Annotated in this window: 7 protein-coding genes; all 7 read left to right on the forward strand. The window is 75.9% G+C overall.

The window, feature by feature from the left end:
• Nucleotides 1-2,088, forward strand: a 2,088-nt coding sequence (locus ABTZ17_RS32175; RefSeq protein WP_352199321.1) for a condensation domain-containing protein, incomplete at its 5' end; no start/stop codon positions are given.
• Nucleotides 2,089-2,108: 20 nt separating this feature from the next.
• Nucleotides 2,109-9,296, forward strand: a complete 7,188-nt coding sequence (locus ABTZ17_RS32180) for a non-ribosomal peptide synthetase (protein ID WP_352199322.1) — start codon at nt 2,109-2,111, stop codon at nt 9,294-9,296.
• A 167-nt stretch (nt 9,297-9,463) separates the two neighbouring features.
• Nucleotides 9,464-10,273 (forward strand): 2,3-dihydro-2,3-dihydroxybenzoate dehydrogenase, encoded by an 810-nt coding sequence (locus ABTZ17_RS32185; protein WP_352199323.1) that lies wholly within the window; start codon nt 9,464-9,466, stop codon nt 10,271-10,273.
• Nucleotides 10,274-10,553: 280 nt separating this feature from the next.
• Nucleotides 10,554-11,768: an isochorismate synthase gene (locus ABTZ17_RS32190; protein ID WP_352199324.1), complete on the forward strand. Its 1,215-nt coding sequence runs from the start codon at nt 10,554-10,556 to the stop codon at nt 11,766-11,768.
• Nucleotides 11,765-13,441, forward strand: a complete 1,677-nt coding sequence (locus ABTZ17_RS32195; protein WP_352199325.1) for a (2,3-dihydroxybenzoyl)adenylate synthase — start codon at nt 11,765-11,767, stop codon at nt 13,439-13,441. Before ABTZ17_RS32190 ends, ABTZ17_RS32195 begins: the two co-directional genes overlap by 4 nt.
• Before the next feature lie 59 nt (nt 13,442-13,500).
• Nucleotides 13,501-14,133 carry an isochorismatase family protein gene (locus ABTZ17_RS32200; RefSeq protein ID WP_352199326.1) on the forward strand — a complete coding sequence of 211 codons (633 nt, stop codon included), beginning with the start codon at nt 13,501-13,503 and terminating at the stop codon, nt 14,131-14,133.
• 138 nt (nt 14,134-14,271) lie between these two features.
• Nucleotides 14,272-14,754 carry a DoxX family protein gene (locus ABTZ17_RS32205; RefSeq protein ID WP_352199327.1) on the forward strand — a complete coding sequence of 161 codons (483 nt, stop codon included), beginning with the start codon at nt 14,272-14,274 and terminating at the stop codon, nt 14,752-14,754.
• Nucleotides 14,755-14,784: the final 30 nt, after the last annotated feature.

Below are 14,784 nucleotides of genomic sequence, written 5' to 3' on the forward strand. Positions count from 1 at the left end.
GGCCTCCGCATCGAACCCGCAGAAATCGAAACCACCCTCACCACCCACCCCCACCTCACCCACACCACCGTCCAACTCCGCGAAGACACCCCGGGAGTGCGGCGGCTCGTCGCCTACGTCGTGCCCGTGGAAGGGGCGGAGGTGGACGTGGCGGAGCTGCGGGCGCTGGCGGCCTCACGGCTGCCGGAGTACATGGTGCCCTCGGCCTTCGTGACGCTGGCCGCGCTGCCGCTGTCGGCCAACGGCAAGCTGGACCGCAAGGCCCTGCCCGCGCCCGCCGCCCCGGTGACCGCGGCCCCCGCCGCGACGGAGACCCCGGCGGTCGCCGTCGCCGCGACGACCGGGGAGCCGGCCGAGGTGCTGGCCGGACTCATCGCCGGACTGCTGGGACTGCCCGCGGTGGGCCCGGAGGACAACTTCTTCGAACTCGGCGGAGACAGCATCCTGTCGATCCGGCTGGTCGGCCTGGCCCGCAAGGCGGGGCTGACCGTGTCGGCGCGGCAGGTGTTCCAGCACCCCACCCCGGCCGGGCTGGCGGCCGTGGTCACCGTCCGCCGCGAGGACGCGGGCACCCCCGCGGCCCGCGTCCCGGACGGCGGCCCCGGACCGCTGCCGCTGCCCCCCGTCGCCCAGTGGCTGGCGGCCCGCGGCGGACCGTACGCCTCCTTCGGGCAGGCCCGCCTGGTGCGGCTGCCCGCCGGGGTGCGGCCCGAGCCGCTGGCCCGGGCCCTGCGGGCCGTCCTCGACCACCACGACGCGCTGCGGCTGACGCTGTCCGTGCCCCGACCCGGGGTGTGGAGCGCCGAGGTCCGGCCGGTCGGCGAGCCCGCCGTGGCGTCCGTCCTGGACCGGGTGGACACGGCCGGGCTGTCGGAGACGGAGCTGCGGGAGGTGCTCGCCCGGGAATCCGGCCGGGTCTCCCGCCTGCTGGACCCGGAGACCGGGAACGTGTTCCGCGCCGTGCACCTGGACCGCGGCCCGGACGCCTCCGGCCTGCTGCTCCTGGCCGCCCACCACCTGGCGGTGGACGAGGTGTCCTGGCAGATCCTGCTGCCGGACCTGAAGGCCGCCCACGAAGCGACGGCCGAGGGCCGGACACCGGCCCTGGAGCCGGTGCCGACCTCCCTGCGGAGCTGGACCACCCACCTCCTCGCGGAGGCCCAGCACCCGCGGCGGACCGCCGAGCTGGACCACTGGCTGGACGCCTCGGCGCCCGGGCTGCCGCTGCTGGCCGCCCGCGCCCTCGACCCGGCGGTCGACACCGTCGCGACCGCCCGGCGGCTGACCCTGCGGATCCCCGCCGCGGAGACCGCGCCGCTGCTGCGGCAGGTGCCCTCGGCCTTCCACGGCACCACCGGGGACGCCCTGTTGACCGCACTGGCGCTGGCCCTGGGCCGGCTCGCCGCCCGCCACGGGCTGCCCTTCGGCGACGGGTTCACCGTCGACCTCGAAGGCCACGGCCGGGAGCAGGAACTGCTGCCGGGCGCCGACCTGACCCGCACGGTGGGCTGGTTCACGGCGATCCACCCGCTGCGGCTGACCTGCCGGTCCTACGACCCGGAAGGGGTCCTGGGCGGTCGGGACGACGCGGGCGCGGCCCTGAAGGAAGTGAAGGAGCTGCTGCGGCAGGTCCCGGACGGCGGTGTCGGCGCCGGCCTGCTGCGGTACGCGAACCCGGCCACGGCCCGCCTGTTCGATCCGGCGGCCCGGCCCGAGGTGCTGTGGAACTACCTGGGACGCCAGTCCGCGGCCACGGAACCCGACTGGGGTCCGGCGGCGGAGGCCGACGCCCTGGCGGCCCGGCCCGACCCGATGCTGCCGCTGTCGCACCCGCTGGAGGTGCTCGCCGAGATCGGTGAGGGCCCCGACGGGCCGGAGCTCGGCGCGACGTTCGTGTGGGCGGGCGAGGCCGTCCCGCAGGAGGCCGTCACGGAACTCGCGGACGGCTTCCGGGCCGCCGTGGACGCCCTCGCCGCCTGGTCGGCGGACGGCACCACCGGGGGGTACACCCCCTCGGACCTCGACCTGGTCGATCTCGACCAGGACCAGATCTCGATGCTCGAAGACATGTGGAGGGCACAGCAGTGACCCAGGCTCGAATAGAGGACATGCTCCCGCTGTCCCCCCTGCAGCAGGGCATGCTGTTCCACTCGCTGTACGACGGTGCCGCCCCCGACGTGTACACGGTGCAGGTGTCGGTGTCCCTGGCCGGTCCGGTGGACGCCGACCGGCTGGAGCGGGCCGGGGCCGCGCTGCTGGTGCGCCACCCCAACCTGCGGGCCGGGTTCTGGCACGAGGGGGTGCCGCAGCCGGTGCAGTTCGTGCCCGCGCAGGTGCCCTTCGCCCTGGACCGGGTGGACCTGTCCGACGACCCCTCGCCCTCCGCGGTGCGGCGGGTGGAGCGGTCCGAGCTGAACCGGCGCTTCGAGCTGCACCGGCCTCCGCTGCTGCGGCTGCTGCTGGCCCGCCGCGGCCCCGACGACCACCTGCTGGTGGTGACGGTCCACCACATCCTGGTGGACGGCTGGTCGATGCCGCTGCTCGTCGGTGACCTGCTGGCCCTGTACGAGGCCGACGGGGGTCCCGGCGGGCCCGGCCCGGTCCGCCCGTACCGCGAGTACCTGCGCTGGTTGAAGGCCCAGGACGGCCCGGCGGCCGAGCGGGCCTGGCGGGCGGCGCTCACCGGTCTGGAGGGCCCGACGCTGGTCGCGGAGGCCGACGCCGGTCGGCTGCCGGTGCGGCCCGGGGTGCACCGGCTGCGGCTGTCCGCGGCGGACACCGCGCGACTGACCGGTGCGGCCCGGCGGCTGGGCACCACCCCCAGCACCCTGATCCAGGCGGCGTGGGGGCTCCTGGTCGGTTCGCTGACCGGCCGCGAGGACGTGGTGTTCGGACTGACCGTGTCGGGGCGCCCCGAGGACATCCCCGGCGTCGAGTCCATGGTGGGCCTGTTCATCACCACCGTCCCGGTGCGGCTCGCGGCCCGCCCGTGGGACACCGTCGGGGGGCTGCTCAAGCGCTTCCGGGACGAGCAGAACGGGCTGCTCGCCCACCACCACCTGGGCCTGCGCCTGATCCAGAAGCAGGCCGGGGGCGCCGAACTGTTCGACACCCTCGTCGTCGTCGAGAACTACCCGGTGGACCCGTCCGCCCGCCCCGCCCTGTCCGACGGGGTGCGGGTGGCCGGTGTGGAGGCCCGGGACGGCACCCACTTCCCGCTGACCCTCGGCGTGGACCTGGCCGAAGAGGCCGAACTGGCCGTGGAGTACCGGCCGGACCTCTTCGACCCGCGGACCGCCGGCCGGCTCGCGGAGCGCCTGGCGGGGCTGCTGGAACAGCTAGCCGGGGACCCGGAGACCCCGGTGGGCGCCCTGCGCGTGCCGGCCGCCGGGGAGCCGGAGGCCGAGCGTCCCGGGCTTCGCGGCGAGACCCGCGCGGTGCCCGGCGGCACCATCGCCGACCGGTTCGCCGAGCAGGCGGCCGCCACCCCCGACGCCTGCGCGGTGGTCACCGCCGGGGGACGCCTGAGCTTCGCCGCGCTCGACGCCCGCGCGAACGCCCTCGCGGACCTGCTGGCCGGGCGGGGCGTCGGCCCCGAGGACGTGGTGGCGCTGGCCGTGCCCCGGTCCGCGGACGCGGTCGCGGCGATCCTCGCCGTCCTCAAGACGGGCGCCGCCTACCTGCCGCTGGACCTCGACCACCCGGCGGACCGGCTGGGCCTGATGCTCGACGACGCCCGCCCGGTGTGCCTGCTGACCACGGGGGCCGCGCTGCCGCTGCTGCCGGAGCCCGGCGCGGACGGTCCCGAGCGGATCCTGATCGACGGCCCCGCGGCCCCGGCCGGCACCCCGGCCGCCGCCCGCCGCGCCCCGCTGCCCGGCCACCCCGCGTACGTGATCCACACCTCCGGCTCCACGGGTCGGCCCAAGGGCGTGGTCGTCACCCACGGCGGTCTGTCCGCCCTGTACGCCAACCACCTGACGGCCGTGTTCGGTCCGGCGGTCGCGGCCGCGGGCGGCCGCCGGCTGCGCGCCCTGCACACCGCATCCTTCTCCTTCGACACCTCCTGGGAGCAGCTGTTCTGGCTGGTGATGGGGCACGAGCTGCACGTCATGGACGAGACCGACCGACGCGACGCCGAGTTCACGGTGGCCTACGTCCGTGAGCACCGGATCGACGCGCTGGACGTGACGCCCACGCACGCGCAGGCCCTGGTGGAGTGCGGGCTGCTGGGGCGCGACGCGCACCGGCCCGGTCTGCTGCTGCTCGGCGGGGAGGGCGTGCCGGAGGCCCTGTGGACGCAGATCCGCGAGACCCCGGGCGTGATGTCGGTGAACCTGTACGGCCCGACCGAGTACACGGTGGACGCGCTCGCCGCGGACCTGTCCTCCTCGGCGACGCCGGTGGTGGGCCGGCCGATCGGCAACACCGCGGCGTACGTGCTGGACCCGGCGCTGCGTCCGGTGCCGGCGGGCACCCCGGGTGAGCTGTACCTGGCGGGCTCGGGCGAGTGCCGCGGCTACCTGCGGCGGCCGGGGGCGACGGCGGAGCGGTTCCTGGCCGACCCGTACGGTCCGGCCGGCGGGCGCATGTACCGAACCGGCGACCTGGTGCGGCTGCGGAGCGACGGGGAGCTGGAGTTCCTGGGGCGGGCCGACGACCAGGTGAAGATCCGTGGGCACCGGGTGGAGCCCGCGGAGGCGGAGGCGGCGCTGGCCGCCCTCGACGGGGTGGCGTCCGCGGCCGTGGTGGTCCGCGAGGACACTCCGGGCGTGAAGCGGCTGGTCGGCTACGTGACCGGTGCGGTGGACCCGGAGGAGGCGCGGGCCGTGCTGGCCGGGCGGCTCCCGGAGTACCTGGTGCCGTCCGCGGTGGTGGTGCTGCCGGTGCTGCCGGTGAACGTGAACGGCAAGCTGGACCGCAAGGCGCTGCCGGCGCCGGTGCTGTCGGGCCGGGCCGCGTCGCGGCCGCCGCGGGGGCCGCGCGAGGAGGCGCTGTGCGCCGTGTTCGCGGAGGTCCTGGGGGTCACGGAGGTCGGGGCCGGGGACGATTTCTTCGCGCTGGGCGGCGACAGCATCGTGTCGATCCGGTTGGTGGCGCGGGCCCGCAAGGAGGGGCTGCTGCTGTCGCCGCGCGACGTGTTCGAGCGGCGGAGCCCGGCCCGGCTGGCCGAGGCGGCCGGGGCCGTGGGCGCCTCGGGGGAGGGTTCCGGGGTCCTGGCGGCGACGGGTCCGCTGGTGGAGCTGTCGGAGGCGGAGCGCGCCGTGCTGACGGGGGCCTTCCCCTCGGCGGGCGAGGTGCTGCCGCTGGCTCCGCTGCAGGAGGGCCTGTACTTCCACGCCCGCCTGGACGACCAGGCGCTGGACGTGTACCTGATGCAGAACTTCGTGGAGCTGCGGCACGAGGTGGACGTGGCGGCCCTGCGGGAGGCCTTCGACGCGCTGCTGCGCCGGCACCCGAACCTGCGGTCGGGTTTCTGGCACGAGGGGCTGCCGCATCCGGTGCAGGTGGTGCCCGAGGCGTGGGAGCTGCCCTGGCGGGTCCTGGACTGGTCGCACCTGGACCGGGCCGGTCAGGACGCCGCGCTCAAGGAGTTCTCGCTGGCGGACGCGGCGGAGCGGTTCGACCTGGGGGCGCCGCCGCTGGTGCGGATCACCCTGCTGCGGATGGCGGCGGGCCGGTTCGTGCTGTGCGTGACGCAGCACCACATCCTGACGGACGGCTGGTCGGAATCCCTCTTCTTCGAGGAGCTGTTCGGGCTGTACGGGGCGCGGGGCGCGGAGGCGGGGCTGCCGCCGGTGACCCCGTACCGGGACTACCTGCGCTGGCTGTCGGCGGTGGACACCGAGGAGGCGGTGCGGGCCTGGCGCGGGCACCTGGCGGGCCTGGAGGAGGGCACGCTGGTGGCGGAGGACGATCCTTCGCGGCCGCCGGTGACGGCGGAGGTCGTGGACCTGTCGTTGGACGAGGCGGAGTCGGACCGGCTGCGGGAGTTCGCGCGGGGGGCCGGCGTCACGTTGAACACGGTGCTGTCCACGGCGTGGGCGATGACCCTCGCCGGGATCACCGGCCGGGACGACGTGGTGTTCGGTGCCACGGTGTCGGGGCGTCCGGCGGGTCTGCCGGGCGTGGACCGGATGATCGGCATGTTCATGAACACGCTGCCGTTCCGGGTGGCGCTGCGGCCGGCGGAGCCGGTGCGGGACCTGCTGGTGCGGATCCAGGCCGAGCACGCGGACCTGTTGCCGCACCACTACACGGGGCTGGGACGGATCCAGCGGGAGACCGGCATCGGCCGGCTCTTCGACACGCTGTACGTGTTCCGGAACACGCCGTTGGACGACTCGGCCCGTGAGGAGGCCGTGGCCGAGCACGGGATCGGTTGGACGCACAGCGTGGACGGGACGCACTATCCGCTGACGCTGGCGGTGACCCCGGGCCGGGCCCTGGAGCTGACGCTGGGCTACCGGCCGGACCTCTACGGGCCGGAGACGGCCCGGCTGCTGGCGGGCCGGATGGCGGTGCTGCTGCGGGCGCTGGTGGCGGACGGTTCGCTGCCGGTGGGTCGGCTGGACGCGCTGTCGACGGCGGAGCGGGCGGGGCTGCTGGAGCTGGGTGACGACACCGGGCACGAGGTGCCGGAGGTGTCGGTCGCGGACCTGTTCTCCGCGCAGGCGGCCCGGACGCCGGGGGACACGGCCCTGGTCTTCGGTGCGGAGCGGCTGAGCTACGCCGAGCTGGAGGCACGGGCGAACCGGCTGGCGCGGGCGTTGCGGGCGCGCGGCGCGGGTCCGGAGCGCGTGGTGGCGCTGGGGCTGCCGCGGTCGGCGGAGTTCGTGGTGGCGCTGTTCGCGGTGCTGAAGACGGGGGCGGCGTACCTGCCGCTGGACCTGGACCACCCGGTGGACCGGCTGGCCGCGATGGTCGAGGACGCCGGGCCGCTGTGCCTGGTGACGACGGGCGCGGTGTCGGATCGGGTGCCCGAGGTCGCCGGGGTGCCGGCGCTGGTGCTGGACGCCCCGGAGACGGTGGCGGAGGTGGCCGCCCTGGACGGGTCCGCGCTCGCGGAGGCGGAGCTGACGGAGCCGCGGGACGGCCGGCACCCCGCGTACGTGATCTACACCTCCGGTTCCACCGGCCGTCCCAAGGGCGTGGTGGTGCCCTACGCGGGTCTGACGAACATGCTGGTCAACCACCGGGAGCGGATCTTCGCTCCGGCGGTGGAGCTGGCCGGCGGGCGCCGCATGAAGGTGGCGCACACGGTGTCCTTCGCCTTCGACATGTCGTGGGAGGAGTTCTTCTGGCTGGTCGACGGGCACGAGGTGCACGTGATCGGGGAGGAGCTGCGGCTGGACCCGGCGGCGCTGACCGCGCACTACGACCGGGTCGGCATCGACGTGGTCAACGTGACCCCCTCGTACGGGCAGCAGCTGGTGGACGCCGGGCTGTTGGACTCCGGGCGGCACCGGCCGACGCTGGTGCTGCTGGGCGGTGAGGCGGTGCCGGACTCGCTGTGGACGCTGCTGGCGGAGACGCCGGGCACGATGGCGTACAACCTGTACGGGCCGACGGAGTACACGATCAACGCCCTGGGCGCGGACGTGGCGGACAGTTCCGGTTCCTGCGTGGGCCGTCCCATCTTCAACACCCGTGCGTACGTGCTGGACGGGTCGCTGCGGCCGGTTCCGGAGGGCACGCCCGGGGAGCTGTACCTGGCGGGCGCGGGTCTGGCCCGCGGCTACCTGGGGCGGCCGGCCCTCACGGCGGAACGATTCGTCGCCGATCCGTACGGGGAACCGGGCACCCTCGCCTACCGCACCGGTGACCTGGTGCGCTGGCGGGCCGACGGCGGCCTGGACTACCTGGGCCGGGCCGACGACCAGGTGAAGGTGCGCGGTTTCCGCATCGAGCCGGGCGAGATCGAGTCGGTGCTGGCGGGGCTGCCAGACGTGGCGGCGGCCGCCGTGGTGGTGCACGCCTCCGCGGCGGGCGTGAAGCGGCTGGTGGCGTACACCGTGCCGGCGGCCGGGTCGACCGCCGTGCCGGGCGGGCTGCGGGACCGGTTGGCGGCCGTGCTGCCGGAGTACATGGTGCCCTCGGCGTTCGTGGAACTGTCGGCGCTGCCGCTGACCGTGAACGGCAAGACGGACCGCGCGGCCCTGCCGGAGCCCGACTTCGGTGACGGCAGCGGCCGGCCGCCGAAGGACGCCCGCGAGGAGGTCCTGGCGGGCCTGTTCGCGGAGGTGCTGGGCTTGGAGCGGGTCGGCGTGGAGGAGAACTTCTTCGCGCTGGGCGGGCACTCGCTGCTGGCGATGCGGCTCGTGGCCCGGATCCGCGCCGAACTGGGCGTGGGGCTCCAGGTGGGCGCCGTGATGTCGGCCCCGACGGTCGCCGACATCGCGGCCCGGATGGCCGGGGAGGCCCGGGACGACGCGCTGCGGGTGCTGCTGCCGCTGCGCGAACGGGGCTCGGCCGCACCACTGTTCTGCTTCCACCCCGCTTCCGGCTTCGCCTGGCAGTACGCCGGCCTGCTGAAGTACCTGGACCCCGACCGGCCGGTGTACGGCGTGCAGTCGCCGGGGCTGTCCGGGGAGCGGCCGGAGTGCGCGGACGTGGCGGAGCTGGCCGGACGGTACCTGGCGGAGATCCGCACGGTGCAGCCGGAGGGCCCGTACCACCTGCTGGGCTACTCCTTCGGCGGGACGGTGGCCCACACCCTGGCCGCCCTGCTCCAGGAGGCGGGCGAGGAGGTGGCCTTCCTCGGGCTGCTCGACGCCTACCCGCCGGAGACGGAGGACTGGTCCTACGCCGACGACCCGCGGTGGCGGGAACGGCTGGAGGTGGAGGAGTCCGGCTTCCTCCTGTCGGTGGCCGGGTTGGACGCCGCGGAAGGGCCGGAGGGCACCGCGCCCGCCGACCGGGAGGAGCGGATCGCCGCGATCCGCGACAGCCGCGGCCTCCTCGCCGGATTCGACGAGCGGCTCCTCGACGCCATCGTGTCGGTGAACGTGGACTGCGTGCGGCTGCTGTCCCGCAGCAGGAGCCGGCACTACCGCGGGGACGCCCTGTTCTTCACGGCGGCCCGCTCCACCCCCGCCGAGCAGGCACCGGCCCTCGTGTGGCCGGCCTTCCTCGACGGACGGCTGGAGGAGCACGTCCTGGACCTGGGCCACGACGAGCTGATGTCCCCGGCGGCACTGGCGCAGATCGGGCCGGTCCTCGCCGACGCGCTCGCGGCGCGCCCCGCCGCCACCCCTGCCACGCCGGTCTCCCCGGCCGCCCCCGAGGCCGGCTGAGACCCCTCCCCCGCCGGGGCCCGCCCCGGGACACCGTCACCGTCCCCCGGCGGTGCCGTCCCGGGGCGGGCCCCGGCACCCCGCCCGACCACGCCCTCTCCGATCCGCACACCGCCCGACCCGTTTCCCCTCCGGACCCTCCGGAGCCCTCGATGTGGAGGAACCAGATGTCCCACGCCGCAGCCCCCCGGTTCGCGGGCCGGGTCGCCTTCGTCACCGGTGCCGGTCGCGGCATCGGCGCGGCGGTCGCCCGCACCCTGTACGCCCACGGCGCCTCGGTGGCCGCCACCGACCTCGACGGGGAAGCCGTCGAGGAGCTGGCCGCCGGGCTGACCGCCCCGGACGCGGGCCTCCCGGCGCACGGCCGGTTCCTGGCCCGCCGACTGGACGTGGCCGACCCGGCCGCGGTGCGCGCGGTGACCGCCGAGGCGGCCCGGGAACTCGGCCCGGTGGACACCCTGGTGAACGTGGCCGGGATCCTGCGCACCGGACCGGCCGCCGGTCTGGACGACGCCGACTGGGCGAGCCTGTTCGCCGTGAACGCCTCCGGGGTCTTCCACACCGCGCGCGAACTGGCCCCCGCGATGGCCGGGCGCGGCCGGGGCTGCATCGTCACGGTGGCCTCGGACGCGGCGGGCGTGCCCCGGGCCGGGATGGCCGGGTACGCGGCCTCGAAGGCGGCCGCGGCCATGTTCACCAAGTGCCTGGGTCTGGAGTACGCCCGCAGCGGGGTCCGCTGCAACGTGGTCGCGCCCGGCTCCACCGACACCCCGATGCAGCGATCGCTGTGGGACGGGGACGAGCTGCCGCCCCGGGTCCTGGAGGGGGACCCGGCCCGGTACCGCAACGCGATCCCGCTGGGCCGGATCGCCGACCCGCAGGACGTGGCCGACGCCGTGGCCTTCCTGGTCTCCGACGAGGCCCGCCACCTCACGATGCAGCAGCTGTACGTGGACGGGGGCGCCTCCCTGCGCTGACCGGTCCGCCCGACGCGGCGCAGGCGCCGGGCGTGACACGTCACGTCGCACTGTCACACGTCACACCGCCCTTTCACACATCACGCAACACCAGCACACGTCACACCACAGCAGCACACCGCACCACAACCGCGCAGTCCCCGGCCCCCGTCGGGCCCACCGGGTCCGTGCCGCCCGCGCACCGCACCGGTGCCGGCCGTCCGGCCGACCCGCTTCCCACCGCCGTTCCCCCTGCCGAGACCCGCGCACCGATCGTGCGCGGCAGCCCCGAGGAGTCACCGTGCCGACGGTCCGTCCAGTCGCCGCTCCCCCCGTCCCCACCGCCCTCCCGTCGGACCACCCCGCCGTCGGCGCCGCCACCGGCCTGCTCGCCGGCTACCGGCCCGGCGACCGCTTCCTGGCCACCCCCACCCGCACCCTGCTGGCCCAGGGACCGGCCGCGGTCCTCCCCGAGGACGGCACCCCGCTCCCCGAGCGGGTCCGCGCCGCCCTGGAGTCGGCCCGGCACTCCGGCCGCGAACGGCCGCTGGTGCTCGGGGCCATTCCCTTCGACAGCTCCGCCCCGGCCGCCCTGGCCGTGCCCGCGGAGCTGCGCACCGGCCCGCCGCTGGCCGCCGACCCGCTGATCATGCTGCCCGCGGACCCCGCCGAGGAGCTGGACTGGCAGGTGGCCGAGGTGCCGACGGCCGACGCCTACGCGGACGCGGTGGCCCGGGCGGTGGCCCGGATGGAGGCGGGCGAGGCCGAGAAGGTGGTGCTGGCCCGCACCCTGGAGGTGTCCGTCCCCGGCCGCCGCCCGGAACTGGCTCCGCTGCTGCGCCGTTTGGCCCGACGGGACCCCGCCGGCTACACCTTCGCGCTGCCCACGGGCCCCGGCCGCACCCTCCTCGGGGCCAGCCCCGAACTGCTGGTGTCCCGCCGCGGCGGCCGGCTGATCGCGAACCCGCTGGCCGGCTCGGCCCCCCGCAGCGCCGACACCGCCGAGGACGTGCGCCGGGCCGCGGCCCTGCTGGACTCGCCGAAGGACCTCCACGAGCACGCCGTGGTCGTGGCGCAGGTCCGCGAGGCCATGGCGCCCTTCGCCGCCTCCATCGAGGTGCCCGACCGGCCCTCGCTGGTGCGCACCGCCGCCATGTGGCACCTCTCCACCACGGTCACGGCCACCCTGGCCGACCCGGCGACCACCGCCCTGGACGTGGCCCTCGCCCTGCACCCCACCCCCGCCGTCTGCGGCACCTCCACGACCGCCGCCCGCCGGATCATCTCCGAACTGGAGCCCTTCGACCGGGGGTTCTTCACCGGCATGGTCGGCTGGCAGGACGTGACGGGCGACGGCGAATGGGTGGTGACCCTGCGCTGTGCCGAGGCCGAGGAGGGGCTGCTGCGGCTGTACGCGGGCGCGGGCGTGGTGCCCGCCTCAGACCCGCGCGCCGAAGCGGCCGAGACCGCCGCCAAGTTCCGTACCTTCCTGACCGCCGTGGGAGCCGCCCTGTGACCGCCGAACCGGACTTCGTCCCCACCCCCGGCGACGGACTGCCGCTCTACCCGCAGGAGTTCGCCGAGCGCTACCGGGCCGCCGGCCACTGGCGGGGCGAGACGATCGGCGGGATGCTGCGCGAGCGGGCCGCCGCGCATCCGGACCGGGTGGCCGTGGTGGACCCGGCGGGCGGCCCCGACGGGGGCCGCCGCGCCTGGACGTACGCCGAACTGGACCTGCGCGCGGACCGGTTGGCCGCCGGGTTCATCGCCCGCGGGCTGCGGCCCGGGGACCGGGCGGTGGTGCAGCTGCCCAACACGGCCGAGTTCTTCGAGGTGGTCTTCGCGCTGTTCCGGGCCGGGGTGGTCCCGGTGTTCGCGCTGCCCGCCCACCGGCAGTCCGAGATCGGGTACTTCTGCTCCTTCACCGGCGCCACCGCCTACGTCGGCCCCGGCCGGCTGGCCGGTTTCGACCACCGCGAGCTGGCCGCCGCCGTCACCGCGGACTGCCCGGACCTGCGGCACGTGTTCATCGCCGACCCCGACCCCGGCCCCTTCACCGCCCTGGCCGAGGTGCCCGTGGACGCGCCCGCCGGCGGCACCGGGCACGGGCCCGACCCGGAGGGCCTGGCCTTCCTCCAGCTGTCCGGCGGCAGCACCGGCGTGCCCAAGCTGATCCCGCGCAGCCACGACGACTACCTGTACTCCGTGCGCGCCTCCAACGAGATCTGCGGGGTGGACGCCGACTCCGTGTACCTGGTGGCCCTGCCCGCCGCCCACAACTTCCCGCTGTCCTCCCCCGGTTCGCTGGGCGCCCTGTACGCGGGCGGCCGGGTGGTGCTGTGCCCGCAGCCCGCTCCGGAGACCGCCTTCCCCCTCATCGAGGCGGAGGGGGTGACCGTCACCGGGCTGGTGCCCCCGCTGGCCCTGCTGTGGACCGGCGCCGCCGCGGACACCGACCGCGACCTCGGCTCCCTGGACGTGCTGCTGGTGGGCGGGGCGAAGTTCTCCGAGGAGGCCGCCCGCCGGGTCGGGCCGGCCCTCGGCTGCCGCCTCCAGCAGGTCTTCGGCATGGCGGAGGGCCTCGTCAACTACACCCGCCTCGACGACCCGGAGGAGCTGGTCAACGGCACCCAGGGCCGGCCGATCTCCCCCGACGACGAGGTCCTGGTCGTGGACGACGAGGACCGCCCGGTGCCGCCCGGCACCCCCGGGCACCTGCTGACCCGCGGCCCGTACACCATCCGCGGCTACTGGCGGGCCCCCGACCACAACGCCCGGTCCTTCACCGCCGACGGCTTCTACCGCACCGGCGACCTGGTGCGGGAGCTGCCCGGCGGGCACCTGGTGGTCACCGGCCGCGCCAAGGACCAGATCAACCGGGGCGGTGAGAAGATCGCCGCCGAGGAGGTGGAGAACCACCTCCTGGCCCACCCCGCGGTCCACGACGCGAACGTGGTCGCCGAGCCCGACGCCTACCTCGGCGAGCGGACCTGCGCGTACGTGATCCTCCGCGAGGGCGCCGAGCCGCTGCGCCCGGCCGCGCTCAAGTCCTTCCTGCGGGGCCGCGGTCTCGCCGGCTACAAGGTGCCGGACCGGATCGAGTTCACGGCCGCCTTCCCCACCACCGGCGTCGGCAAGGTCTCCAAGAAGGACCTCCGCGCCGCGGCCGCCCACCCCGGCACGGGCTGACACCCCGCCCCCGCCTCCCGCCCCGCCCTCCCCGCGACCCGACCGAACGGAAGACCCCCATGGCCCTGCCCCGCATCGACGCGTACGAGCTGCCCACCGAGCGCGACCTGCCGACCAACCGGGTGGACTGGAAGCCCGATCCGTCCCGCTCGGTGCTCCTCGTGCACGACCTCCAGAACCACTTCCTGTCCGCCTACGGCCCCGGCTCCCCCACCGTCGCCGTCCTCCTCGACCGGGTGGCAGCGCTGCGCGCCGCGGCCGACCGGGCCGGGGTACCGGTGCTGTGGACCGCCCAGCGCGGCGGCCAGAGCCCCGAGGAGCGCGGCCTCCAGCAGGATTTCTGGGGCTCCGGCCTGCCCGCCGACCCGGTGGCCGAGGCCATCCCCGCGCAGGTGGCCCCCGCCTCCCCGGATCAGGTCCTCACCAAGCGGAAGTACAGCGCCTACGTGCGCACCGGGCTCGCCGAGCGGATGGCGGAACTGGGTCGGGACCAGCTGGTCATCACCGGCGTGTACGCGCACATCGGGGTGCTGATGACCGCCGCCGACGCCTGGATGCGGGACGTACAGGCCTTCCTGGTGGCCGACGCCGTGGCGGACTTCTCGGCCGCCGACCACCGGATGGCCCTGGAGTACGCCGCCGGCCGCTGCGCCTCCGTCACCACCGCCGAGCGGGTGGCCGCCGCCTGGTAGCCGCCCGGTCACCCGGCCCGGCCCCGCTCCCCGCCGCCGGGCCCGCCCTCCCCCTCCTGACCGCACCACCGGAAAGACCCGCACCTCCGCACTACCACATCCCCGTCCCCACCTCCCCCACACCCAGAGGAGTTCCCCATGACGGACCGTCTGTCCGCCGCCCAGCCCTATGCCCTGGGCCTGTTCCGGATCGTCACCGGCCTGCTGTTCGCCTGCCACGGCGCCGCTTCCCTGTTCGGCGTGCTGGGCGGCGCGCACGGCGGCGGCACCGTGGCCTTCGGGGCCTGGCCGTACTGGTACGCGGCGGTGATCCAGCTGGTCTGCGGCGCGCTGGTGCTGCTCGGCGCGGGCACCCGCAGCGCGGCCTTCCTGGCCTCCGGCTCGATGGCCTACGCCTACTTCGTCAGCCACCAGGGCGACGCCCTGTGGCCGCTGCAGAACGGCGGCGAGTCCTCGGCGATGTTCTGCTGGGCCTTCCTGCTGCTCGTGTTCACCGGCCCGGGGGCCTTCGCGGCCGACTCCCTGGCCCGCGGCACGGGCCGCCGGGACGGCGCGGTCTCCTCGGAGGAGGCGGCCGCGGCCGACCGCACCGGGTCCGGGGCGCCGGCCGCCGCGGCCTGAGCCCGCTCCGCGACGCGAAACGGGTGAGCC

This window comes from Streptomyces sp. NPDC097619, assembly GCF_040302735.1.
Classification (GTDB): Bacteria; Actinomycetota; Actinomycetes; order Streptomycetales; family Streptomycetaceae; genus Streptomyces.